This is a genomic window from Mesorhizobium sp. M1088, from assembly GCF_040318575.1.
Taxonomy (GTDB): domain Bacteria; phylum Pseudomonadota; class Alphaproteobacteria; order Rhizobiales; family Rhizobiaceae; genus Mesorhizobium.
In genome coordinates, this window is record NZ_JAMYMO010000007.1 from 63,253 (window position 1) to 87,228 (window position 23,976).

Genomic DNA, 23,976 nt, shown 5'->3' on the forward strand with positions numbered 1-23,976 from the left:
CTGAATCCTAGGCGCATCAGCTGCAATGCGTCCACCAACCATCGGTTGGAAAGAACTAATTCAATCCCGACGGCTGGCCTGGCCTGAACAGGCGCGCGCTCAAGGCTCAGTTTCTTCCCGGGGAGGAGCTTTTTGGTCAGGACAATCAGGATAGGGCAATTCTTCACACGGAGAGGGCCTGTCGCCAACGCTGCGATAATGTTCCGCGAGTTTTGCGAAACCGTAGGCGAAGGCGAAAAGAAGCGCGAGGACAACCGCTATTCGGACGGCCATACCGTATTGTAGCAGGATCCTCGCATTGGAGCGCGCGGCGTTTTGGTACGTTTGAATGTTGAGTTCGAAAAAGGTTGGCTCTAGTTGAATTGCCGTCGTCCGCAGTTGTAAGGGCGAGCGGACGCTACGAAGATGCCACGCGCTTTCGCCCTTTTCGGGAGAGATGCAATGTCGCTTCAAGGAGTTGCCTGTCCTGCCGAGCTGACCATGTTGACCAAGGCACTTGATGCCCGATGCCGTGAACTAGGCCTCGCTGATGGAGATCCAGGCAGAGAAGTGCTCGGCCGCAGAGTGATGGATTTATTTGAAAGTGGTCAGCTCAGCGCCGAAGATTTGAGACTGGCTCTGAGCGGCGAGATCTTTAACGCCAAAAATCCTCCGGCCGGAGCCAGTGGGCCTTGATACGGCAAGCGGCTATCCGCGCAGCCATTTGAATCACTGGCCCAGCGTCGGCTTCCGTGTGCGCAGGAGCGCGTGTGAACAAATGTGATTTTGCGGTCGGTGCCAGACGGGCTAACTTTACCCATCGAACGAAAGAGGAGAATGATCATGAAGACATTCCTCGCAATAGCCGCGGCACTGACCATGTCCATATCAGCTGCCTCTGCGGATTGCCCCGCGCATTCCAAGGTTCAGGCATCGGTCGACACGCAGACGAAGACAGCAAGCGTCGAGAAGGCCGATATGTCGACTGTCACGGACGCTCAGACGATCAAGAAAGAAGAGCCACAGAAGACCGAGTAGCGGTTACGCTCAGCGGATTCCACGACCCGGATAAATCGCTACTGGCACACATCCACCCACTCGGCGTCGACGAGTTCGGCCAGGCGTTGCGGGCTGAGCCGCACGGCGGCATTCGTCGCGCCTGCCGCCGGGACGACCTCGTCAAAGGCGCGCAGCGAGATGTCGCAGTAGACCGGGAGCGGCGCCGGTAGGCCCAACGGGCACACCCCACCGACGGGATGGTTGGTCGCGGCGAGCACCTGGTCGGCGTCCAGCATTCGCGCCTTGCCACCAAACCGGTCCTTGAATTTGCGATTGTCCAGCCTGGAGATCCCGCTGGCCACGATCAGCATCGTCTGGTCGCCGGCGCGCAAGCAGATCGTCTTGGCAATCTGCGCCGGCGCTACGCCATGCGCTTCGGCGGCCAGAGCCACCGTCGCCGAGCTTGCCTCCGTGACGATGACGTCAATGTCGGGCGCGTGTGCGGCGAAGAAGGCGCGAACGGATTCGAGGCTCATCTCCAGCAATTTCCGTCTGGCGTCGCCGTGGCGGCCGGCAAGTCCACTACGTGGCCGAAAAAACGAAGCCCGCCAGGGCGACCCATGGCGAGCTCGTGGAATAAAAGCATGACACGTCGCTACGACACGGATCGCCTTTTGGCAGGCAACACGGCTTCGTCAAACAGAGCGCTTTCCGGAAGTTGAAGCGCGGAGGCAATACGCCGACGTTTCGAGGGATCGGCATCCTTGCCGCTTTCAACGTCGGCAATCTCATAGGCTGCCAGCCCGCACGCCAGGGACAGCTCTTCGATGCTGTATCCACGGGCTTCCCGGGCGGTTCGGACGGCACTGCGTTCAGGCGTAACCGCGCTCGCCGCCAGTTCGGAATAAGGTTCGCGTTTTGCTATTTGGGGCATTGGCAACTCCGTGGGATGAAAGAGTTAGATCAAATCATGTTGTTGCCTGAGACGATCGGGAGAATGCCCGCTCGCCGGTGATTTGCCAAGCATCAAAGATAGCGTCACGGCATCGTGAACCGACGCCGGAATGGATGGCGGATGCCGGCGAGCTGACATCTGGCCGGATCCTCAGCAGACACAGTTCGGAAACAAAATTCTACAGGCCGGAGAAACTGCCGAAAAACTCCAAGGCGATAGTCCCAACCGCAGCGCTCGAGTCACCGACCTGAATCAGTGACGCTCAAATTCCGCCTGCGCAAAAAGGAAACGATGTCATGAAGAAGCCTCTTCTCTCCGCCCTTGGACTTGCAATCGCACTTGCCCTCTCGATGCCGATCATCGGCGCAAGCAGCGCGAATGCGACGACGATGCACACCACCGTCAAGAAGCATCACCGCCATCACTACCATCACCGCGTCCACCACTACCGCCACCATCACAAGAAGGTTGTCGCGAAGAAGTACTGAAAACACCCTCGGGCGAACAACCCGCAGTCAGGCGTTCTGGTCCTGGATCAAGGGCGGCGCGCTTGCCGGGTTTGCCGTGTCGGCGAAAAATGGCGGCGGTCCGCTGACCACCGCCATTTGCTTTTCTTAACGTGCCGACCTTGAACGCGCTCGCGGCGCGTTTTGCTGTCGGCCGCCGAGGAACAGACTGGCGACGAGCCCGACCAGAACCAGCCCGACAGCGGCCGCCGTCGCCGGGTGATCTCGGGCGGTCTTCTCGATCGCCCGGCCTTGCCTTTTGATTGCCGGCAAGGCGTTGCCGAGCCGCTCAGTGATATCCGAATAGTAATCCGACGCGGTATCGCGCCCGTCTTCGTAAAAGGCGCCGCCCTGCTTCAACACGGCTTTCTTCAAGGTGGCCAGTTCCCTGGCCAAGGCCGCGACCTGCTTGTTGAGATCGGTGTCGGAGATGCTCGAAAGCGATGCCATGACGTGCTTCCTTCATCTGCAGAAGGAAGCCTAACGCATGACCCTGAAGACCGTTCCGGTCAACCCGGCGGGCTCTAGCGAACCTGATCGAGCAGGCGCTTGCATTCCAGGAGGTCGAACAGCGCCTCCTGCAGCAACGCGCGATTGTCACGGGAAAGTTTTGACGTGTCCGGCGGAACCGGACCTTCCTCGTCGGTCTTGCCCATACCGAAAAAACGACGGCTGGGTTTCACCCTCGGCTGGCCAACCAGCATTTCGTCGTCCGGGCCGCGCGGCTGCGCCGCTTGCGTCAGCGGTACCGTGTCGGCCTGTCGGCGCTGCGAGATCGCCTCGACCGCCGCCATGTCGCCACTGCCGACGGCGATCAGAAACTGGTTGCCGTTCTCGCGCAACAGCTTCTGCACGCCCTTGATCGTATAGCCCTGGTCGTAGAGCATATGACGAATACCCTTGATCAGTTCGACGTCCTGCGGACGGTAGTAGCGGCGGCCGCCGCCGCGCTTCATCGGCTTGATCTGGTTGAAACGCGTCTCCCAGAAACGCAGCACGTGCTGCGGCAAATCCAGATCCTCCGCGACCTCGCTGATGGTGCGGAAAGCATCAGGGCTCTTGTCCATGGACGAATCCTCACGCTAGAGCATGATCGCGAAAGGCGGGAACCGGGTTCGGGCGACACCACGCTTAACAAAGAGAGCAGCTTTCCGTCCCGGCGGAACGGATCACACCCAAATGCCGATCCGGCCTACCGAATCGCATCTTATTTCAGCGGTTTATGAAACAATATTCAAGCCCGGCGCAAAAGCCGGGTTCATTTTTCAACCGAAGCCTGGAGCATGATTCTTGGCAAAGGGGTATTGGGCGGCTACTTGCTGCCCTTGGCTTTGCTGTTTTGATGGGAGCGCAGGATACGGTTCTTCAGTACGTTCGACGACTTGAAGGTCATCACCCGGCGCGGCAGGATCGGCACTTCCTCACCGGTCTTGGGATTGCGCCCGATGCGCTCGTTCTTGGAGCGGACGTGGAAGGTCGCGAAGGACGACAGCTTCACCGTCTCGCCGCGAACGATCGCCTCGCAGATCTCATTCAGCACCGCCTCGACAAGCTCGGCCGATTCAGTACGTGACAGCCCAACCTTGCGGTAAACGGCTTCGGCGAGGTCGGCGCGCGTAAGTGTCTTTCCCCCCATACGAACCGTCCCATCAGCTCAAAAACATAAATCGATACAAGCAACGGCAGAACCTAAGTAATTGATCCGTCAAGGTCAAGGACCCGAACCCGATAGTTCGGCACTTACCAGCGGAGCAGGACGGCACCCCAGGTGAAGCCGCCGCCCATCGCCTCGAGCAGTACCAGGTCACCCTTTCTGATGCGACCGTCGGCGACGGCTGCGGACAGTGCCAGCGGCACGGAAGCCGCCGAGGTATTACCGTGCAAATCGACGGTCACCACCACCTTCCGCTCCTCTATCCCAAGCTTTTTGGCCGAAGCGTCAATAATTCGTTTATTGGCTTGATGCGGCACGAACCAGTCGAGATCGGCGGCGCCGATGCCGGCCTGTGCGAACGTCGCCTCGATGACGTCGGTGATCATGCCGACCGCATGCTTGAACACTTCGCGGCCTTCCATCCTGAGGTGCCCGACCGTTCCGGTGGTCGACGGCCCACCGTCGACAAAAAGCTTGTCCTTGTGGATGCCGTCGGAGCGCAGGCTGGCCGCCAGAACGCCTCGGTCGGCGATGCCGCCTGCCCCCGTGCCTGCTTCCAGCACCATCGCGCCGGCGCCGTCGCCGAACAAAACGCAGGTCGAGCGGTCGTTCCAGTCGAGAATACGCGAAAATGTTTCCGAGCCGATCACCAGTACCCGTCTGGCCAAGCCGCCGCGGATATAGAGGTCCGCGGTCGTCACTGCATAGACGAAGCCGGAGCAGACCGCCTGCAGGTCGAAGGCAAAACCGTGGTGCATGCCGAGCCGGTTCTGGATCTCGACCGCGGTCGCGGGAAAGGTGTTGTTGGGCGTCGAGGTCGCCAGCACGATCAGGTCGATGTCGTCAGCCGTCAGGCCGGCACTGTCGAGGGCCGCGCGCGCTGCCGCCTCGCCCAGCGAGGCCGTCGTCTCGTCGTCGGCCGCAATGTGGCGCTGGCGAATGCCGGTGCGCTGGACGATCCACTCGTCCGACGTCTCGACCATGCCTTCGAAATCGGCATTCTTCATAATGCGGCGGGGCAGCGCGGCGCCCGTGCCGCGCACGACGGATCTGATCAATGCTCTTTCCTATTCCTTTGCGTCGATGACGACGTCGGATTTCCGGATTGTCTGGGCATTCGGATTGCGGGCATGGAACAGGTCGAGATCGGCTTCGATGCGGTCAAGCAGATTGTTGCGCACCATGTCGTAGCCAAGCTCGATCGCCGCCGCGAAGCCATCCGAATCAGCCCCGCCATGGCTCTTCACCACGATGCCGTTCAATCCGAGGAAGACGCCGCCATTGGAGCGGCCGACATCCATCTTCTCGCGCAGGCGATCGAAGGCGGTCTTGGCGAAGATATAGCCGATCCTGGCCATCAGCGTCCGGTTCATCGCCGCGCGCAGATAGCCGGCGATCTGCCTAACGGTGCCTTCCGCCGTCTTCAGCGCGATGTTGCCGGCAAATCCCTCGGTAACGACGACGTCGACACTGCCCTTGCCGATGTCGTCACCCTCGACAAAGCCATGGTAGTTCATCGAGGCCATGTTGGCCTCGCGCAACATACGACCCGCCTCCTTGACCTCTTCCTGACCCTTGATCTCCTCGACGCCGACATTGAGCAGCCCGACGCTCGGCCGTTCGATGCCGAAAACCGAGCGCGCCATGCCGGTGCCCAGAATGGCAAAATCAACCAGTTGATGCGCATCCGCGCCAATGGTGGCGCCGACGTCCAGCACCACGCTCTCGCCGCGCAATGTCGGCCAGAGCGCCGCGATTGCCGGGCGATCGATGGTCGCCATGGTGCGAAGGCAGAATCTGGACATTGCCATCAGCGCGCCGGTATTGCCGGCCGAGATGCAGGCGTCGGCAGTGCCTGCCTTGACCGCCTCGACGGCCTTCCACATCGATGACTTCCAGCGGCCATGGCGCAGCGCCTGGCTCGGCTTGTCGTCCATCCGCACTGCGATCTCGCAGTGCACGAACTCACTCACTTCCGCCAGCTTGGGGAATTTGGCGAGTTCGGGCCGTACCACTTCTTCGCGCCCATAAATGACGAAGCGTATATCCGGACGGCGGGTGGCGACAGTCATGAGCGCCGGGATGACCACGCTTGGCCCGTGATCGCCGCCCATGGCATCGATGGAAATCCTGATCACGCGGTGTTCATCTCACGGTTGATTGGCCAGCGGGCTTGCCAAGGTGCGGGGCTCGCGAAGGTTCGGCGAAAATAACGGTTTTGGGCTGCCGCACAACCAACTTTTCTCAAATTGGGTCAGCCATCAGGATTTTCCCAACAGTGATCTGAGCTTTTGCTGGAATTCATTCTCCACAGGCTCGGCATCGCCGGCGGCCTCCAGCGATACACCCGGCTTGCGCGGATATGGATCGATCGCCAAGCCAAAGAACTGCTCGGCAAGCGCCCCGACGTCGATCGCATCGCCGGAAAAGGTTTCCGGGCTGTCGGGGCCTTCGGCGTCGAGCAGAATCTCACCGCCGCCGTCGAAACCTTGCCGCCCGAGCTTGGATTGCTCCGGCAGGAACAGCGCTTCGACCGGCTCGTCGATATGCGCCTCGACCGGGTCGAGGGTGACGATGCAGGCCTGCGTTATATCGGCCTCGACATGGCCGCTGACTTTCACTCCGTTGCGTTTCCAGGGCTCGACCAGGAGTTCGGCGCGATAGTTCTCGACCGAAAGCAGCTCGTGCTCGAGGGCCAGCAGGGCGCGCTGCCCAGCGTCGGCATCGATCACCACCGGCAGCCCCTTTTGCGGCAGCCGGGCGACATTTGCCAGGAATGACACTGGGCTGTGGGTATCAGGGTGTTTCATCTTCGCCTCCACTTCGCCACCTTCATCGGCCTGCCGTCGCTCAAGCGTTGGCCACGGGAAATGACACCGTTCCGGAAACGATCGATTCGGTCGGCTGTTCCGCGAGTTGCCTTGATGCATCGGCGGCATAGAGTGCCAGTTGCGACGCTTGCGGCCAGGCGCCGGCATCCGGCCTGACATTGCGGGCAAGGGCGACGGCGAGTGCATCATGGTCATTTCTTTGCAGCGCATCATCATAGGCGGCGGTACGGCCATAGAACATTTTCGCCAGTTTCCGCATTCGCTTCGGCACGCCGACGTCGCCAATGCCCAATTCACGCAACGAATGTTCGACATCCATGAAGAACTCGTCGATCAGCACCTGCGCAACCTCTGCCGCAGCACCGCCCTCGCCGCGCAACCGGTGCTGGAACAGGAACATGTGCAACGACAGCATCTCGAAGCGGCCGAGCGGCGTGTCCGGTACGTTCCAGGCGGAATAAAACACCGTTTGCCGCGCCGCCGCCACGATTTGTGCGTAAAGCGCCTCGGTGATGGCGCGGTTGGCATGTCGTTCGCGGCCAAAGAGGCGCTGGAACATTTGAGGGTGGTCTCCCGGGACCGTTTGTTGAAGTGGCCTTGTTGCATCGGCAAGCAAGCTGGTTTACCGGTTTTGCGGCCCAGCGCAAGTTGCGGCCAGCTTATGGAGTTGTAGTTGCGCGCGCTGAAATTCAAGTCGACTTTCCTGCCCAAGCCCGGCGGTGCGGTTTCGCTGCTGGTGATCGCTGCGGCACTTTCCGCCTGCAATTCGTCCAAGATGATCGGCGATCTCAATCCGAGCGAGACGCTGACGCAAGGCTACGTCATAGACCAGCAGGCGATCGACCTGGTGCCGGTCGGCTCAAGCCGCGAACAGGTGCTGCTGGCGCTCGGCACTCCCTCGACGAAGGCGACCTTCGATAACGAGGCCTTTTATTACATTTCGCAGACGCGCAAGCGCTATGTCGCCTTCGACAAGCCGCGGCTGGTCGACCAGCATGTGCTGGCGGTCTATTTTGGCGATGACGGGCGCGTCACCCAGATCGCCAATTACGGCTTGAAAGACGGCAAGGTGTTCGACTTCATCTCGCGCACCACGCCGACCGGCGGCAAGGACCAGAACTTCCTCAGCCAGATCATCAGTGGCGCCAGCAAGCTGGCGCCTGGTATTCCCGGCGCCAGCGGCGGCAGCACGCTCGGCGGCAGCTGATCCACCCGAGGGTGTCGGCTTCCTTCCGTTCCTTTCGCTTCCCTGTAAGCGGCATATCTCAGGCAATGAAGAACCCGCGGGAGCGATCCCGCGGGTTTTGTTTTAAGGCCATAGCGACCGAGCTTAGCCGTGCGCGAGAACGGCCAGCAACAGCAGCGCGACGATGTTGGTGATCTTGATCGCCGGGTTGACCGCTGGGCCGGCAGTATCCTTGTAGGGATCGCCGACCGTGTCGCCGGTCACCGAAGCCTTGTGCGCTTCGGAGCCCTTGATGTGCTTGAGGCCGTCCTTGTCGACGAAACCATCTTCGAACGACTTCTTGGCGTTGTCCCAGGCGCCGCCGCCGGAGGTCATCGAGATGGCGACGAACAGGCCGTTGACGATGACGCCGAGCAGCGAGGCGCCAAGCGCGGCAAAGGCGGATGCCTTCGAACCGGAGATCAGGAGGACGCCGAAATAGACCACCAGCGGCGCCAGCACCGGCAGCAATGACGGAACGATCATCTCCCGGATCGCTGCCTTGGTCAGAAGGTCGACGGCGCGCGCATAGTTCGGCTTCGAGGTGCCGGCCATGATGCCCGGATCCTCGCGGAACTGCTTGCGCACCTCCTGGACGATAGCACCCGCGGCGCGGCCGACGGCGGTCATGGCGATGCCGCCGAACAGATACGGGATCAGGCCACCGAAGATCAGGCCGGCGACGACGTAAGGATTGGAGAGGTCGAAGGAGACGTCGCCCATACCCTGGAAGTAGGGGTATTTGTCGCCATTGGCGGCAAAGAACTTCAGGTCGTTAGAGTAGGCCGCGAACAGCACCAGCGCGCCGAGGCCGGCCGAACCGATGGCGTAGCCCTTGGTTACCGCCTTGGTGGTGTTGCCGACAGCGTCGAGCGCGTCGGTTGACTGGCGCACTTCCTTGGGCAGGCCGGCCATTTCGGCAATGCCGCCGGCATTGTCGGTGACCGGGCCGAAGGCATCGAGCGCGACGATCATGCCGGCGAGGCCAAGCATCGTCGTCACCGCGATCGCCGTGCCGTAGAGGCCGGCGAGCTGGTATGTCGAGATGATGCCGCCGACGATGACGATCGCCGGCAACGCCGTCGCTTCCAGCGAGACCGCGAGGCCCTGGATGACATTGGTGCCGTGACCGGTGACCGAGGCCTGGGCGATGGAGTTCACCGGACGCTTGTTGGTGCCGGTATAATATTCGGTGATCACCACGATGAGTCCGGTCACCGCAAGGCCGACAAGGCCGCAGATGAACAGGTTCGTGCCGGTGATGGTCATGCCGGCGACGGTGCCGATCTCACCCCAGCCGATGCATGCCGAGGTGGCCACGGCAAGGCCGACAATTGACAGCAGGCCGGTGACGATCAGGCCCTTGTAGAGCGCGCCCATGATCGAGCCGCTGGAACCGAGCTTGACGAAGAAAGTGCCGACGATCGAGGTGAGAATGCAGGCGCCGCAGATGGCCAGGGGATAGAGCATGGCCGCGCCGAGAACGTCGGTGCCACCGAAGAAGATGGCGGCGAGGACCATGGTGGCGACCACGGTCACCGCATAGGTCTCGAACAGGTCGGCGGCCATGCCGGCGCAATCGCCGACATTGTCGCCGACGTTGTCGGCAATGGTGGCCGGATTGCGTGGATCGTCCTCGGGAATGCCGGCTTCAACCTTGCCGACAAGATCGCCGCCGACGTCGGCGCCTTTTGTGAAGATGCCGCCGCCGAGACGGGCGAAGATCGAGATCAGCGAGGCGCCGAAGCCGAGCGAAACAAGCGAGTCGATGACGACGCGATCGTTTGGCTGCAGACCCATGAACTGGGTCAGGATCAGGTAGTAGATCGAGACGCCGAGCAGGGCCAGGCCAGCAACCAGCATGCCAGTGATGGCGCCCGACTTGAAGGCGATCTCGAGACCGGCAGCGAGGCTGTTGGAAGCCGCCTGCGCGGTACGCACATTAGCGCGCACCGAGACGTGCATGCCGATGAAGCCAGCGGCACCCGATAGAACGGCGCCGATCAGGAAGCCGATGGCGGCGGTGATCGAAAGCAGCCACCAGGCAAGCAGCAGGACCACGACGCCGACGATGGCGATGGTGGTGTACTGGCGCGCCAGATAAGCCTGAGCGCCTTCGCGGATGGCCGCGGAAATTTCCTGCATGCGTGCATTGCCCTGATCGGCCGCGAGGACCGAACGTGTCGCCCAGATGGCGTAAAGGACTGAAAGCAGACCGCAGGCGATGACAGCTGAAATTATGGTCATTGCCGAATTTTCCTCGATTGGTGGCCCAAAAGAACCCCTCCCCGGGCCGTTGAGACAGGGGACGAATTTTCCGCAACCGGAATCCGTCCCTTCGCAGCGGCTTATGCGAAACAGGGCTCGGAACGTCAAGATATTGTTCCGTTCCTGTCCGGCTTTCGCCCAAAAGATCCCGGGTTTCGCCCAAAAGGCTGGACGGCAGCGCCTGTCGACACTGCCATCCGGTTAGATCGGTTGAAATCGGCGAACAGTGGTCAGGCTTTACGCGGGTCGCCGTCCGGCTGGACGACGAAGACCAGCACCAGCAGCATGGTGATGTAGAATTTGAACGCCGCCTCCTGACCATTCCAAGTCGAAGACTGCCACATGGCGAACCACTCGCCGCCAACGACCATGAAGCCGAAATACCAAACGAGGAAGCCCATTGTGGCGGCAATGATGGCGAACTTCTTGGCATCGTTGAAAGCCTGTCCGCTGGCGTTGCGCGCCTGCCAGAGTTGCCAGGCGGCGATTAGGTAAAGCAGGCAGGTCAGCGCCTCGCCAATGATGATCAGCCAGTAGCCAGCCGTCCACAGCGACGGGTTGGTGATCGAGCGGTACATCAGTGCATTGCCGGGAAAGGTCGTATCCATGCTCAGCACATGCTGGACAAAGGCGAAGTTTGAGCCGTAATCGGTGATGTTGCCGAAGGCGACGAGGAAGGCGAAAGCCGCCAGACACAAACACATGACGATCTTGGAGAAACGCGCGGTCATGGCAAGAACTCCTGCTGAAAGATCGGGGCATCGCACTCATCAATCGCCGAGTCCCGAAGATCGCGCAACGGGTGGGCCAGTGATCATCGTGCTCACAGCCATTGCGAGATATTATGTCGGCAAGCAAGACATTGCCGAGACTGTCGAAGCCCTCGATCTCGACAGTGATTGCGCGGTGGGCGACTTGGTCTCTGTGGTTAGAGCCGACACACAGCACGATTTCGCCATCATCCGCCGCCGCTGGATCACCGGCGAGACTGGCACAACGCTGGAACTGACGCTCGATCATCCGACGCGGTCGACCGGCCACTGAAAAAAGAGCGAACTTCGCCCCGAGACGCTACTCGGGCTCGCGTCCCATGCGCCGGGCGGTGTAGCGCTCGACCGCCGACAGCCCGTCATAGATCAGCACGGCAAGGGCGGCGACGATCAGGCCACCCTGCAGGATGAAGGCGAGGTTGTTCGACAGCAGGCCTGCGATGATCACCTCGCCCAGTGTCCTCGCCGCTACCGTCGAGCCGATGGTCGCGGTGGCGAGGCTGATCACCACCGACAGCCGGATACCACCGAGAATGATCGGCGCGCTGAGCGGCAGCTCGACCTTGACCAGTCTTTGCCAGCCGGTCATGCCGGCGCCACGCGCCGCCTCGACTACGTTGGCCGGCAGCGTCGTCAGGCCGGTCAGCGCATTCTCGAAGATCGGCAGCAGTCCGTAGAGAAACAGCGCAATCAGCGTCGGCTTTTCGCCGAAGCCGACGGCCGGCACGGCAAGCGCCAGCACCGCCACCGGCGGAAAGGTCTGGCCGATATTGACCAGGCTGCGCGACAGCGGCAGGAATTCGGCGCCGGCTGGCCTGGTGACCAGAATGGCGAGCGCGACCGCAACGATCGTCGCAGCAACCGTCGCGATCAATACGGTCCGCAGATGCAGCAGCGTCAACGTCAAAAGGCTGCCCTGATTGTAGATTACCGGCGCGTTGTTCTCTGTCAGCGGCTTCAGCAGCGGTTCGAACCAGCCGGGATTGGTGACGAAGGCAATAAGCACCACCACCAGGGCAAGCCTGAGCAGCAAGGGAAGCCAGGCTTTCATGCCGGCCTCGCCGCGCGCTTAACCAGCCCGTCCACAGTGACGCGGCCAAGTGGCTTGCCGTCGGTATCTTTCACCGGAAGTGCCGGGCGGCCCGACCACAGGAGTTCGGCGAGCGCGTCGCGTTGGCTGGCGTCACCGGGGATCGCCTCGCCTTCGGCCGTGCCTTTTTCCACCGCGTCGCGCACCCGGCCAAGCGACAACAGCCGGAACGGTTTTTCACTGGCGCCAACCAAGGTCTCGACAAACGCGCTGGCCGGTTTCGCCAGTATCTCGGCCGGCGCGGCATATTGCACTACTTTGCCGCCATCCATCACCGCGATCTTGTCGCCCATGTGAACGGCCTCTTCCATGTCATGGGTGACGAGGATGATGGTAGTGCCGAAGCGTTTCTGGATCGCCAGCAGATCCTCCTGCGCCTTGTTGCGGATGATCGGATCGAGCGCGCCGAACGGCTCATCCATCAACAGCACGTTGGGTTCCGCGGCAAGCGCCCGGGCGACGCCGACGCGCTGCTGCTGGCCGCCGGAAAGCTCATGCGGATAGCGTGACCCGTAGGCTTGCGGGTCGAGCTGGTATAGCGTCATCAGCTCGTCGACGCGGGCCTTGATGCGGTTGGCGTCCCAGCCGAGCAATACCGGCACAGTGGCGATGTTCTGCGCCACCGTGCGATGCGGAAACAGCCCGTGGCCCTGGATGGCATAGCCGATGCTGCGGCGCAGCTCATAATCCGGGACCGAGCGGTTGTCGACGCCGTCGAGCTTGATCACGCCCGATGTCGGCTCGACCAGCCGGTTTATCATGCGAAGCAGCGTCGTCTTGCCGGAGCCGGAGGTGCCGACGATGACGGCGATGCTGCGCGGCTCGATTACTATCGACACGTCGTCGACGACTGTCGTCTCGCCGAAGCGCTTGGTGACGCCTTCGATCTCGATCATGCCGTTTCAACCCTGCGCTTGCTGGCGCTCATTTCGATCACTGCATCGAGGATGATGGCAGCGGCGAAGGCCAGCACCACCGTCGGAACAGCACCGAGCAGCACCAGGTCCATCGCCGTCTGGCCGACCCCTTGGAATACGAACACGCCAAAGCCGCCGCCGCCGATCAACGCGGCAATCGTGGCGAGGCCGATATTCTGCACCAGCACGATGCGGATGCCGGTGAGGATCACCGGGAAGGCCAGCGGAAACTCGACGCCGAACAGCCGCTGGCGGTCGGTCATGCCCATGCCGCGCGCTGCGTCGTTGGCGGCACGCGGCACACCGGCAAGGCCGACCACGGTGTTGGCCACTACCGGCAGCAGTGAATAGAGGAACAAAGCGACGAAAGCCGGCGCTGTACCGATGCCGCGAATGCCGAGCGCGGCAGCACCCGGAACATGCGAAGCGACCCAGCCGAGCGGTGCAATCAAGAGGCCGAACAGCGCGATCGAAGGAATGGTCTGGATGATGTTCAGCACGTTGAGCACGCCGGCTCGCAATTTCTCGACGCGGTGGCAGAGGATGCCGAGCGGCAGGCCGATAATCACCGCTGCCGCCAGCGAACCCAGCGCCAGCGTCACGTGCTTGGAGCCTTCCGCCCAAAAACTATCGGCGCGATTGAAATATTCCTTGAGGATCGACAGGCTGTTCCAGCTTCCCGAGACGAGCAGCAGCCCGATCGCCGCGGCGGCGACAACAAGCACGCCGATGCGTACCTGCGGCGACAGGTTCAGCCGCGTAAGCACGTCGGCGAGCAGAAGCGTGAAGGCGAAGATGAGCAGCCAAAAGCCCGAAGCCGGCGAGATACGGGCGAAGGTGTTGCCGGCGGGTGTCAGGAAACTGCCGGCGACGCCGATCAGCAGCGCCAGCGCTGCAAGCGCAACCACACTGGCGGCGAGGCGCAGAGCAAGCGGCGTTTTCAGCAGCGCAATGAGCGCCGCTGCGACGACAATCGCCATCAACAGCGGACCGACCGTCGCAGGCAAAGATTCGAGGATCGAGCGCGCCTCGCCGGGTACGATGCGATTGGCGCGGAAGGTGGCGAATGGCGCCGCAAAAGCCGCATAGGCCGATATCGCCGCGATGACCACGCCGAGCTTGTCGAACCGGATGCGCACGCCCTCCCCCATCGGCCGATCCGGCGCACCTCGAAAGCGGAGCGCCGGAATCGCCTTACTTCAGGAAGCCGTTCTTTTTCAAAAAGTCCTCGGCGACGCCCTTGACCGGCTCGCCGCCAACCTGCACGCGACCATTCAACTCCTGCAACGTGACGAGATCGAGCTTGGCGAACACCGGCTTCAGCAGCGTCTCGATTTCGGGATGCTCCTTCAGCACCGCCTCGCGGATGATCGGCGCCGGCTGGTAGACCGGCTGCACACCCTTGTCGTCCTCAAGCACGACGAGGCCGGAGGGCGCGATACCGCCGTCGGTGCCATAGACCATGGCGGCGTTGGCGCCGTTGGTCTGGTTGGCTGCGGCGGCAATTGTCGCCGCCGTGTCGCCGCCCGACAGCGTGATCAACTGGTCCGGCTTCAGCGTGAAGCCATAGGTCTTCTGGAAAGCGGGCAGCGCGGCCGCCGAATTGACGAACTCGGCGGAGGCCGCCAGCACCACCTTGCCGCCGCCCGAGACATACTTGCCGAAGTCGGAAAGGGTGACGAGCTTATTGGTATCCGCGACCTCCTTGCGCAGGGCGATCGCCCAAGTATTGTTCGCCGGTGACGGTGACAGCCAGACGATCTTGTTGGCGTCGTAGTCGAGCTTCTTGGCAGTCTCGTAGGCCTTGGCGGCGTCTTTCCACACCGGATCGTCGGCCTTCTCGAAGAAGAAGGCGGCGTTGCCGGTGTATTCCGGATAGATGTCTATCTCGCCGGCTGTAATCGCCTTGCGCACCACAGGTGTGCCGCCGAGTTGGATGCGGTCGGTGGTCTGGATATTGTTGGCGTTCAGCACCAGTTGGATGATATTGCCGAGCACGCCGCCCTCGGTGTCGATCTTCGACGACACCACCACCTGGGCACTCGCCGAGGCCAACGCAACTCCGAGCGCCAGTACAGCGCCGGCCAGAACCTTGATTGAAAACATCTCACAAATCCCTTGCTGTGAACCGGAATACGGCTGCCGCATATGAGCATGGCTTCGATGCCCCGTCGGGGTACACGGTTTCATAAGAAAGGGGATGGGCGCAATAATTTTGTTCGGATGCGAGTGACTCCGCCGTTGCCTCGTCCCGACAGCGTGACGTCAGCTGGCCGCGCGCAAGCCCGTCATCTTCAACACGCCCAGTGCCACGAAGCACAGCACGACGACCGGGAAAATCATCCAGTTCAACATCTCCCAGCCCCAGGCATTGTAGACCGCCCCCGACATCAGCGAGGCGAAGGCGACGGAGCCGAACAGGACGAAATCGTGAAACCCCTGGACCTTGCCTTTTTCGGATGACTGGTAGCTGTCGGCCACCATGGCGGTGGCACCGATGAAGCTGAAGTTCCAGCCAAGGCCGAGCAGGATCAGCGCCGTCCAGAACTGCCACAGTGCCAACCCTGACAGCGCCACTATGGCGCAGCCAATCAGCAGCACCAGGCCGATGGCCAGGATCCGCTCAGCGCCGAAGCGATAGATCAGCGACCCCGTGAAGAAGCTCGGCGCGAACATCGCCATCACATGCCAGGAAATGCCTAGCGTGGCGTCGTCGGTCGAAAGGCCGCAGCCCACCATGGCCAGCGGCGCGCCCGTCATGACGAAGCTCATCAGCGCGTAGCTGCCGACGGCGCAAAACAGCGCTGCGACGAAGCGCGGCCTGGTGACGATTTCCGAGAGCGGCCGGGCGTCGCTGTCGGCGATTTCCACCTTGTCGGTTGCCTTGGCCGGGATGCGCAACAAAGAGAGAATGGCGGCGCCGACCGCCGCCAGCACCAGGATGGACGCAAACGAGCCGGCAAACTTCACCGGCGAGAACAGGTCGCCGGTGAAGATGACGATCTGCGGTCCAAGGATGGCGGTGACGATGCCGCCGGCCAGCACGAAGGAGATGGCGCGCGCCTTGAATTCAGGCGGCGCATTGTCGGCGGCGGCAAAGCGGAACTGCTGGACGAAGGCGCCTCCGATGCCGATCACGGCCAAGCCGAAAGCGAATAGCCAGAAGCTGGCATGAAACAGCGCCAGCGTGGCGACCAGCCCGCCAAGCGCCGTGACCGCTGTGCCGGTCATGAAGCCGTCGCGCTGGCCGAGCCGGCGGATGATCGCCGCGGCCGGCAAGGAACCGAGCGCCACGCCGACATTGAAACCGGTGATCGGCGCGGTTGCCAGCGACTTGTCAGCATCGAGCAGGTACTGCCCCGCCAATCCGCCCATGGAAATGGCGATGGGTGCGGCCGAGCCGATGATCGCCTGCGAGGCTGCGAGGATGAAGGCGGTGCGACGCGCTTCCTTGCCCGCCCCAACGGCGACGATAGCAGTCATGAGGCGTCCTTGCCGCGGCCCTCGCCACGCACCCGGCGCGACACGCGATCAAGCACCGCATTGACCAGTTTAGGCTCGTCTTCCTCGTAAAATGCCTTGGCGATGTCGACATATTCGGAGACGATAACCGCCACCGGCACGTCCTCGCGCTGCATCAGCTCGTAGACGCCGGCGCGCAATATGGCGCGCAATGTGGAATCGAGCCTCGACAGAGGCCAGTCCTCGGTCAGCGCCTGTCGGATGACTGGATCGATGGTCTTCTGGTGCTCGACAACGCCGGCAAGAATGGCGCGAAACCATTGCGCGTCGGCCTCGCGATAGAGCGCGCCGTCGACTTCCTTGCCGAGCCTGAACGCCTCGTACTCGGCGGTGATCTCGAAGACGCCGCTGCCGGCGACATCCATCTGGTAGAGCGCCTGCACGGCGGCCAGACGGGCAGCACCGCGCTTGTTGGCGTGGCGCACCGTGGGCTGGCCGGGCGAAGCGGGTTCGCTCACGAGGGCGCTCCCAGCTGTTCCTTTAGAGCGATCATGGTCAGCGCCGCACGCGCGGCAAAGCCGCCCTTGTCGCCTTCCGAACGCCTGGCCCGTGTCCAGGCCTGTTCGTCGTTTTCGGTGGTCAGGATGCCGTTGCCGATGCAGACCGCATCCTGCACGGACAGGTCCATCAGGGCACGGCTGGATTCATTGGCGACGATATCGAAATGATAGGTGTCGCCGCGGACCACCGTGCCGAGGGCGACGAAGCCGTCATAGTTCGTCCCGCCTTCGGAGGCACCGTCGAGCGCGAAGGAAATCACCGCCGGGATTTCGAGCGAGCCCGGAACGGTGACGACATCGTATGTCGCGCCCGCTTCCTCGAGGGCCTTTGTCGCGCCTTCGAGCAACGCGTCGGCAAGGTCGTCGTGAAAGCGCGCCTCGATGACAAGAACGTGGGCCTTCTTCTTCGGACGGATGAACGCTTTGCCGTGTTGGGATGTGCCTGCCATAGATGTCTCCGGGGATCGCCGGTGACTTAGGCCGAAGCCGGTTTGATCGCAAGCGGAAGATTGCCGAAGGAACTTTCAAGGCCAACTCGGCGGCGGTCGCACCAGGGAATGGGCTTTATGGACGAGCGCCTCAAAGCCCCTCTTTAGCCGCCTCCACCAGTCGCGCCGCATAGCGGGCCATGGTGTCGATCTCGAGATTGACGCGATCGCCGACCTGGCGTTCGCCCCAGGTGGTGACCGTCAGTGAGTGGTGGATCAACAGCACGTCGAAGCGGCTGCCTTCGACCTTGTTGACGGTCAGCGAAGTGCCGTCGAGTGCGACGGAGCCCTTGGGCGCGATGAATTTGGCCAGCTCTCGCGGTGCATCCAGAGTGAAGCGAACGGCGTCACCGTCCTCCTTGCGCCCCACGATCTCGGCCATGCCGTCTACATGGCCTGAAACGATATGGCCGCCAAGCTCGTCGCCGATCTTCAGCGCCCGCTCCAGGTTGATGCGCGTGCCGGATTTCCAGCCCATCGCGGTCGTCAGCCTGAGTGCTTCTTCCCAGGCCTCGACCTCGAACCAGCGCTCGTTGGCGCCGTCTTCCGGCAATCCCGTCACCGTCAGGCAGACGCCGCCACAGGAAATCGAGGCACCGATGGCAATGGTCTGCGGATCGTAAGCGGTGTCGATACGCAAACCGACGCCTTCCCTGAGCGGCTTCACGGCAGCGACGGTGCCGACATCGGTGACGATTCCAGTGAACATTAGTTTGGCCCCGTGAACATCAGTTCGGTCCTAGATGTCTCTTATCCATTCCGCATATGTATCTTCGCCGAAACGCATGTTGCGCAATTTGCGAAATCCCGGCGGGATATTGTTGGCATCGACTGGCGATGCAATGCCGTCCCCGCCGATCGCATCCGGCCCCTGAAACAGCACGATGCGGTCGACCACTTGTTCGGCGAGGAAGGCCTTGGCGATCTTGGCGCCGCCCTCGATCAGCACGCTGGCCATGCCGAGTGCCGCCAGATCCTCGAGCAGTTCCGGCAGCGCAATATCGCCTTCATACGTCTCAGTGCCGATGAAGCGCACGCCGGCGCGTTCGAGCGTGGCGCGCCGGTGCGGATCGGCCTCGGCGCAGGCAGCGACATAGAGCGGCACACGGTCGACGCCGGCGACCAGTTTCGAAGTCTCGGGTAACCTGATCTGACGGTCGAGTACGATGCGCGCTGGCGAACGGCTCTCCAGTCCCGGAAGCCGAACCGTCAGCGCCGGATCGTCCTCCAGTGCCGTGCCGATGCCGATCAATATGCCATCGGCTTCGGCGCGCATCAGATAGACTTCGCGTCGGGCGATATCGCCGGTGATGGAGACCTGTCCCTCGCCTTTCACGCCGATCTTGTTGTCGCTCGAAAGCGCAAGTTTCAGGATCACTTCCGGGCGTTTTTTCAGAGATCGAATTAAATAGCCGGCCATCTGCTCCGCAGCCTCGGCCGCCAACACTTTTTCCACCACTTCGACGCCGGCGGCACGCAAGATTGCATAGCCCTTGCCGGAAACACGCGGGTCAGGATCGCTGGCAGCGCCGACCACACGCGCCACGCCGGCACTGACCAGCGCATTGGCGCAAGGCGGCGTGCGGCCGTGATGGGCGCAGGGCTCCAGCGTTACATAGGCGGTGGCGCCGCGCGCCAGTTCGCCGGCCTCTGCCAAAGCCTCGGTCTCGGCATGCGGCCGGCCGCCGACGGCGGTGACGCCGCTGCCGACGATCATCGGCCCGTCGCCGTCATCGCGCACGATCAGCGTGCCGACGGAAGGGTTGGTCGAGGTCCGCCCGGCATTCTTGCGCGACAGCCTGAGGGCTGCCGCCATATAGCGGCGATCGAGGACCTCTTGTTCAGCCGTGCTGCGTCCGGACCCTGCCATGCTCAGCTGGCGTCCTCTTCGCTCTTCAGCTCTTCGCCCCTGGGCTCGTCGGCTTTGAGCTCGTCGCCTTTGAGTTCGCCCAACACGTCGTGGAAATCCTTGGCCTCGCGGAAATTGCGGTAGACGGAGGCAAAGCGCACATAGGCGACATCATCGAGCGACTTAAGCGCCTCCATGACCAGCCGGCCGACTTCCCCCGAGGCCACCTCGGTCTCGCCCGAGCTTTCGAGCTGGCGCACGATGCCGGTCACCGCCCGATCGATACGTTCCGGGTCGACATTGCGCTTGCGTACCGCGATCTCGACAGAGCGCAGCAACTTGTCGCGGTCGAACGGCACCTTGCGTCCAGACTTCTTCACCACGACGAGATCGCGCAATTGGACGCGCTCGAAAGTGGTGAAGCGGCCGCCGCAATCCGGGCAGACGCGCCGCCTGCGGATCGCTGCACCGTCTTCGGCAGGGCGCGAATCCTTCACCTGCGTATCTTCGGACTGACAGTAGGGACAGCGCATGGAGAGCCTTCGGTTCGCGATTCTCGTAGTGCGAACGGCTTAGAGGTTTTTGCCACGATGGCAAAGTATGGCCGATGACCGATCGCGTCTCAGAGATAGCGAGGCACGAGGAAAATTGCGAGAGCGGCAATTAGTTGGACGGCAATACGCCAATCAGGGAGCGACGTCGCCGGTCGGGAAGCCGCAGGACGTGCCGAGATAGCGATAGGCCTTGGTGAAGCCGTCCATCGATATCGTCGCGACCGGCTTGTCGGCGAAGCTGACATCGAGGGCGCTGGTACGGCGCATGGCACGCAGTATGGCAACCGTGGTCTCGGGTTTGTTGTCCATCATCCACTGTCCGTCGGCGATAATATGAAAACCAGCCTTGATCTTGTCGTTGACGTCGCGGAACACCGCCGGGATGTTGTCCCCCTTGGGCAAGTCACTGTTTCTCACGGCGATGATGAGGCTCGGATAGCCCTCGGGTGGCAGTACGTCGCCATTCGAGATGGCCAGCGTGAGGGTGCCACTGGTGCCGTTAGCGTCGAAAAAGACCGTCGAGGCGGCGCAGGTCTTGCGCACGTCCTCACCGGTGTTGACCTCGTCCACCGTGGTGGACCACCTGCCGAAGGTTTCTGTCTTGGGTGCTGCCGGCGTCGGCTCGGTCTGCGCCAAGGCCGCGCCGAGTAGCTGAGAGGTGGCTAAGGTGAGCAAGGCAGCGCCAACACTGGTGAAACGGAAAATTCGCATCATCATCAAGCGTCTCCGAGATGCAGCCGTGGCCAGTTGATCGGCGCCGTCACAGTTGGGGGACCGACGCCCTGCGTCAACCAAGATACGGGTAAAGCGGAAAACGATCCGTCAATGCCGCCACCTTGGCCTTCACGGTTGCCTCGACGGCCGCGTTGCCTTCGTCGGAATTGGCGACCTTCAGTCCATCCAGCACTTCGGCGATCAGCTTGCCGATCTCGCGGAACTCGGCCTGACCGAAGCCGCGCGTGGTGCCGGCCGGCGTGCCGAGCCGAACGCCCGATGTCACGAAAGGCTTTTCCGGATCGAAGGGGATGCCGTTCTTGTTGCAGGTGATGTTGGCGCGGCCAAGGGCAGCCTCGGCGCGCTTGCCGGTGGCGTTCTTGGGACGCAGGTCGACCAACATCAGATGGTTGTCGGTGCCGCCGGAGACGATGTCGAGACCGGTTTCCTGCAGACTGGAGGCCAGCGCCTTGGCATTGGCGACGACGCTCTCCGCATAGATCTTGAAGCTCGGCTTCAGCGCCTCGCCCAGAGCCACCGCCTTGGCGGCGATCACATGCATCAGCGGTCCACCCTGCAGGCCGGGGAAGACGGCCGAATTCATCTTCTTGGCAATATCCTCGTCGTTGCAAAGGATCATGCCGCCGCGCGGCCCGCGCAGCGATTTGTGCGTCGTGGTGGTGACCACATGGGCATGCGGCAGCGGCGACGGATGCATGCCGCCGGCGACCAGGCCGGCGATGTGGGCCATGTCGACCATCAGATAGGCACCGATCGAATCGGCGATCTCGCGAAAACGCTTCCAGTCCCAGACACGTGAATAGGCTGTGCCGCCGGCCAGGATCAATTTCGGCCTGGTCTCATGGGCGGTCTTCTCGATCGCATCCATGTCGAGCAGATGATCGTCCCGGCGTACGCCATAGGAGACGACCTTGAACCATTTGCCGCTCATATTGACCGGCGAGCCATGTGTCAGGTGTCCGCCGGAATTGAGGTCGAGGCCCATGAAGGTGTCGCCGGGCTGCAGCAACGCCAGGAACACCGCCTGGTTCATCTGGCTACCGGAATTCGGCTGGACGTTGGCGAAGTTGCAGCCGAACAGCTTTTTCGCGCGTTCGATGGCCAGTTCCTCGGCGACATCGACGAATTGGCAGCCGCCATAGTAGCGCTTGCCCGGATAGCCCTCGGCATATTTGTTGGTCATGATCGACCCCTGTGCCTCGAGCACGGCACGCGAGACGATATTTTCCGAGGCAATCAGCTCGATCTCGTGGCGCTGGCGGCCGAGTTCGTTGCGGATTGCGCCGAAAATCTCGGGGTCGGCATCGGCAAGCGTGGTTTCGAAAAAGGATTCGAATTTGTTCGACACTGCCGCTGCTGTTGCCATGGGCTGAAATCCTCAAGGTTCGGGGTCTGTCGCGCCATTAACACAGTTGCTTTCGGCCCGCCACGTTTGCAGCGCGAAATTTGCTGGCCGGATTGCGCCAGAGAGACTGGCAGCCTCTATTTCCTTGCCTGCCGGCCCTTCAGCAGGGCCTCGGTGAGCGTGATCTCGGTGAACAGCGCCTGCATCGTATGGTCGTTAATCTGGCCGCTGCGAAACATTGCGCGAACCGCTGCGCGTTCGGCCTCAATGCCCGCCAGCCTCAATTCGAGCTCCAGCCGTCCGGCCTCGCGGGCCTCGGCGCGCGCCTCGTCGGCCTCGTCGGAGGCAGCGATGCGGCGACGGTAGCCGGCGACGATGCTATCGGCGGCGGCAAGCCGGGCGCCGGGTATTTCCCCTTCATCGCCGTCGGTCGCGCCGGCCATGCTCTCGATGCGGGCGATGGCGGCGTTGGCCGCGCCCACGCGCGCAAGACGCTCCTCGGCAGCGCCAGGATCCTCGCCCGGCTCGACCAGCCCCCGTGCCACCTTGGGCAAGGCAAGGCTGGCTATGAGCAATGAGCAGATGATGACGCCTGCGGCGAGGAAGATCACCACGTCGCGCGCCGGAAAGGGCGAACCATTCGGCATGGTGAGCGGCAGCGACAGGATGCCGGCCAGCGTGATGGCGCCGCGCACGCCGGCAACAGAGCCGGCGATCCGGACGCGCAGCCCGAACGGCTCGGCCTTCTGCTCGCGTAATCGCGCCGAGACGCGCGTCGCGATGTCGCCGACCCAGATCCACAGGAAGCGCAGCCCGATCAGGCATAGTGTCAGCGCGACCACCGTGGCGATTGGCTGGATGACCGGATAGCGGCTGCCGAGCTCAGGCGGCACGTTGCCGATGATTTCGGGAAGCTGCAACCCGAGCAGGATGAACAGCGCGCCGTTGAAGACGAAGGATAGCGTCGTCCACAGCGATACGGTCTGTATGCGCGCCGAGACGCCGAGAAAGCGGAAAATCCCGGAGCCGCCGGTGAGCACTCCGGCCGTGACCGCCCCCAGAATGCCCGAGGCGCCGACATTCTCGGCGCCGAGATAGGCGATGAACGGCAGCAGGACCATGACCAGCACCTGCGCCTCGGACGGCACGCCGCCGATACGGTTCAGCAATTGCAGCACCTTGGCGGCGACGAACAAGGCAGCCACGCCGGCCAGGATGCCGGCAGCGACGGCATAGAGGAAAGTCACGGATGCCGCGACGAAGGAGAAGCTGCCGGTCAAGGCAGCTGCCACCGCAAAGCGGAACATCACGAGGCCCGACGCATCGTTGAGCAGCGCCTCGCCCTCCAGGATGTGCATCAGCCGGGCCGGGACCAGGCTCTTGTCGACGATCGAGGAGACGGCCACCGCATCGGTGGGCGACAGCACCGCAGCAAGTGCGAAAGCGACGACGAGCGGGATGCTCGGGACAAGCCAGTGCAAAGCGTAGCCGAAGCCGACAATGGTGAAGAAGACCAGCCCGATGGCGAGGTCGAGGATCGGCCCGCGCAGCGCGATCAGTTCGCGCTTGGGCGCACCATAGGCGTCGCTGAACAGCAGCGGTGGGATGAACACTAGCAGGAACAGCTCGGGATCGATCTCGACATGCATGCCGCGCACCGGCCAGGCGAGCGCTGCACCGATGGCGATCTGCAGTACCGGCAGCGGCACCCGCACCAGCCGGACCAGCGCGCCCGAAACGGCGACGAAGATGAGCACGACCAGAATGAACATTGCGACATGCATGATGC

General features: G+C 62.6%; 29 protein-coding genes. 5 read left to right on the top strand and 24 right to left on the bottom strand.

Annotation, left to right across the window (positions count from 1 at the left end; all coding sequences use genetic code 11):
* The first annotated feature begins 441 nt into the window (after positions 1–441).
* Together NKH49_RS11245 and NKH49_RS11250 are read left to right on the top strand one after the other, a co-directional pair.
* A complete protein-coding gene (locus NKH49_RS11245) occupies positions 442–675 on the top strand; it encodes a hypothetical protein (protein WP_352471996.1) in 234 nt (77 codons plus the stop codon).
* Between the two features lie 147 nt (positions 676–822).
* On the top strand, positions 823–1,017 hold the full coding sequence (locus NKH49_RS11250) for a hypothetical protein (RefSeq protein ID WP_023674517.1): 195 nt from the start codon (positions 823–825) through the stop codon (positions 1,015–1,017).
* Between the two features lie 38 nt (positions 1,018–1,055).
* Here NKH49_RS11250 and NKH49_RS11255 read toward each other — a convergent pair whose 3' ends face one another.
* Positions 1,056–1,514 carry a YbaK/EbsC family protein gene (locus NKH49_RS11255; RefSeq protein WP_352926081.1) on the bottom strand — a complete coding sequence of 153 codons (459 nt, stop codon included), beginning with the start codon at positions 1,512–1,514 and terminating at the stop codon, positions 1,056–1,058.
* 119 nt (positions 1,515–1,633) lie between these two features.
* A complete protein-coding gene (locus NKH49_RS11260) occupies positions 1,634–1,912 on the bottom strand; it encodes a helix-turn-helix domain-containing protein (protein ID WP_352471998.1) in 279 nt (92 codons plus the stop codon).
* Between the two features lie 317 nt (positions 1,913–2,229).
* On the opposite strand from NKH49_RS11260, the gene NKH49_RS11265 reads away from it, so the two are divergent.
* Positions 2,230–2,421 carry a hypothetical protein gene (locus NKH49_RS11265; protein ID WP_023674514.1) on the top strand — a complete coding sequence of 64 codons (192 nt, stop codon included), beginning with the start codon at positions 2,230–2,232 and terminating at the stop codon, positions 2,419–2,421.
* Positions 2,422–2,547: 126 nt separating this feature from the next.
* Here the strand turns inward: NKH49_RS11265 and NKH49_RS11270 are convergent, their stop codons facing one another.
* The 7 genes from NKH49_RS11270 to NKH49_RS11300 form a co-directional block, all read right to left on the bottom strand.
* Complete coding sequence (locus tag NKH49_RS11270; RefSeq protein ID WP_352926083.1) at positions 2,548–2,889, bottom strand: hypothetical protein; 342 nt, start codon at positions 2,887–2,889, stop codon at positions 2,548–2,550.
* A gap of 74 nt (positions 2,890–2,963) precedes the next feature.
* Positions 2,964–3,506, bottom strand: coding sequence for a MerR family transcriptional regulator (locus NKH49_RS11275; protein WP_352682035.1), 543 nt, complete (start codon positions 3,504–3,506; stop codon positions 2,964–2,966).
* 245 nt (positions 3,507–3,751) lie between these two features.
* On the bottom strand, positions 3,752–4,075 hold the full coding sequence (locus tag NKH49_RS11280; RefSeq protein WP_023717292.1) for an integration host factor subunit alpha: 324 nt from the start codon (positions 4,073–4,075) through the stop codon (positions 3,752–3,754).
* Between the two features lie 104 nt (positions 4,076–4,179).
* Positions 4,180–5,151, bottom strand: a complete 972-nt coding sequence (locus tag NKH49_RS11285; protein ID WP_352682037.1) for a beta-ketoacyl-ACP synthase III — start codon at positions 5,149–5,151, stop codon at positions 4,180–4,182.
* A gap of 9 nt (positions 5,152–5,160) precedes the next feature.
* Positions 5,161–6,231 carry a phosphate acyltransferase PlsX gene (gene plsX / locus NKH49_RS11290; RefSeq protein WP_352472001.1) on the bottom strand — a complete coding sequence of 357 codons (1,071 nt, stop codon included), beginning with the start codon at positions 6,229–6,231 and terminating at the stop codon, positions 5,161–5,163.
* A gap of 123 nt (positions 6,232–6,354) precedes the next feature.
* On the bottom strand, positions 6,355–6,903 hold the full coding sequence (locus tag NKH49_RS11295) for a YceD family protein (RefSeq protein WP_352926085.1): 549 nt from the start codon (positions 6,901–6,903) through the stop codon (positions 6,355–6,357).
* A 40-nt stretch (positions 6,904–6,943) separates the two neighbouring features.
* Positions 6,944–7,483: a ubiquinol-cytochrome C chaperone family protein gene (locus tag NKH49_RS11300; RefSeq protein ID WP_352501523.1), complete on the bottom strand. Its 540-nt coding sequence runs from the start codon at positions 7,481–7,483 to the stop codon at positions 6,944–6,946.
* Between the two features lie 114 nt (positions 7,484–7,597).
* Between NKH49_RS11300 and NKH49_RS11305 the strand changes: the two genes are divergently transcribed.
* Positions 7,598–8,131, top strand: coding sequence for an outer membrane protein assembly factor BamE (locus tag NKH49_RS11305; RefSeq protein WP_352472003.1), 534 nt, complete (start codon positions 7,598–7,600; stop codon positions 8,129–8,131).
* A gap of 123 nt (positions 8,132–8,254) precedes the next feature.
* Here the strand turns inward: NKH49_RS11305 and NKH49_RS11310 are convergent, their stop codons facing one another.
* Together NKH49_RS11310 and NKH49_RS11315 are read right to left on the bottom strand one after the other, a co-directional pair.
* Positions 8,255–10,396, bottom strand: coding sequence for a sodium-translocating pyrophosphatase (locus NKH49_RS11310; protein ID WP_352501522.1), 2,142 nt, complete (start codon positions 10,394–10,396; stop codon positions 8,255–8,257).
* A 251-nt stretch (positions 10,397–10,647) separates the two neighbouring features.
* Complete coding sequence (locus NKH49_RS11315; RefSeq protein ID WP_352472005.1) at positions 10,648–11,148, bottom strand: DUF2165 family protein; 501 nt, start codon at positions 11,146–11,148, stop codon at positions 10,648–10,650.
* Positions 11,149–11,227: 79 nt separating this feature from the next.
* Here NKH49_RS11315 and NKH49_RS11320 point away from each other — a divergent pair, with 79 nt between their 5' ends.
* Positions 11,228–11,461 carry a hypothetical protein gene (locus NKH49_RS11320; protein WP_352926087.1) on the top strand — a complete coding sequence of 78 codons (234 nt, stop codon included), beginning with the start codon at positions 11,228–11,230 and terminating at the stop codon, positions 11,459–11,461.
* Between the two features lie 27 nt (positions 11,462–11,488).
* Here the strand turns inward: NKH49_RS11320 and NKH49_RS11325 are convergent, their stop codons facing one another.
* The 13 genes from NKH49_RS11325 to NKH49_RS11385 all read right to left on the bottom strand — a co-directional run bounded on the left by NKH49_RS11325 (position 11,489) and on the right by NKH49_RS11385 (position 23,971).
* The gene (locus tag NKH49_RS11325) at positions 11,489–12,238 is read right to left on the bottom strand and encodes an ABC transporter permease (RefSeq protein WP_352926089.1); all 750 of its coding nucleotides are present in this window, start codon (positions 12,236–12,238) and stop codon (positions 11,489–11,491) included.
* Positions 12,235–13,173, bottom strand: a complete 939-nt coding sequence (locus NKH49_RS11330; RefSeq protein WP_352926091.1) for an ABC transporter ATP-binding protein — start codon at positions 13,171–13,173, stop codon at positions 12,235–12,237. The genes NKH49_RS11325 and NKH49_RS11330 overlap by 4 nt, the downstream gene beginning before the upstream one ends.
* Entirely contained in the window at positions 13,170–14,345 is a 1,176-nt protein-coding gene (locus NKH49_RS11335; RefSeq protein WP_352926093.1) for an ABC transporter permease, read from the bottom strand. Before NKH49_RS11335 ends, NKH49_RS11330 begins: the two co-directional genes overlap by 4 nt.
* A gap of 43 nt (positions 14,346–14,388) precedes the next feature.
* Complete coding sequence (gene osmF / locus NKH49_RS11340; RefSeq protein ID WP_352542407.1) at positions 14,389–15,300, bottom strand: glycine betaine ABC transporter substrate-binding protein OsmF; 912 nt, start codon at positions 15,298–15,300, stop codon at positions 14,389–14,391.
* 159 nt (positions 15,301–15,459) lie between these two features.
* A complete protein-coding gene (locus NKH49_RS11345; RefSeq protein ID WP_352770062.1) occupies positions 15,460–16,677 on the bottom strand; it encodes an MFS transporter in 1,218 nt (405 codons plus the stop codon).
* Positions 16,674–17,174, bottom strand: coding sequence for a transcription antitermination factor NusB (gene nusB, locus NKH49_RS11350; RefSeq protein ID WP_023674496.1), 501 nt, complete (start codon positions 17,172–17,174; stop codon positions 16,674–16,676). The genes NKH49_RS11345 and nusB overlap by 4 nt, the downstream gene beginning before the upstream one ends.
* Entirely contained in the window at positions 17,171–17,665 is a 495-nt protein-coding gene (gene ribH, locus NKH49_RS11355) for a 6,7-dimethyl-8-ribityllumazine synthase (protein ID WP_352501516.1), read from the bottom strand. The genes nusB and ribH overlap by 4 nt, the downstream gene beginning before the upstream one ends.
* Positions 17,666–17,795: 130 nt before the next feature.
* On the bottom strand, positions 17,796–18,413 hold the full coding sequence (locus NKH49_RS11360; RefSeq protein ID WP_352926095.1) for a riboflavin synthase: 618 nt from the start codon (positions 18,411–18,413) through the stop codon (positions 17,796–17,798).
* 30 nt (positions 18,414–18,443) lie between these two features.
* Positions 18,444–19,574: a bifunctional diaminohydroxyphosphoribosylaminopyrimidine deaminase/5-amino-6-(5-phosphoribosylamino)uracil reductase RibD gene (gene ribD / locus NKH49_RS11365; RefSeq protein WP_352926097.1), complete on the bottom strand. Its 1,131-nt coding sequence runs from the start codon at positions 19,572–19,574 to the stop codon at positions 18,444–18,446.
* A gap of 2 nt (positions 19,575–19,576) precedes the next feature.
* Positions 19,577–20,086, bottom strand: coding sequence for a transcriptional regulator NrdR (gene nrdR, locus NKH49_RS11370; RefSeq protein ID WP_352472013.1), 510 nt, complete (start codon positions 20,084–20,086; stop codon positions 19,577–19,579).
* Positions 20,087–20,239: 153 nt separating this feature from the next.
* Entirely contained in the window at positions 20,240–20,824 is a 585-nt protein-coding gene (locus NKH49_RS11375; protein WP_352472055.1) for an invasion associated locus B family protein, read from the bottom strand.
* A 70-nt stretch (positions 20,825–20,894) separates the two neighbouring features.
* On the bottom strand, positions 20,895–22,208 hold the full coding sequence (glyA, locus tag NKH49_RS11380; protein ID WP_352449301.1) for a serine hydroxymethyltransferase: 1,314 nt from the start codon (positions 22,206–22,208) through the stop codon (positions 20,895–20,897).
* 116 nt (positions 22,209–22,324) lie between these two features.
* Positions 22,325–23,971: a Na+/H+ antiporter gene (locus NKH49_RS11385; RefSeq protein WP_352472014.1), complete on the bottom strand. Its 1,647-nt coding sequence runs from the start codon at positions 23,969–23,971 to the stop codon at positions 22,325–22,327.
* Between the last annotated feature and the right edge of the window lie 5 nt (positions 23,972–23,976).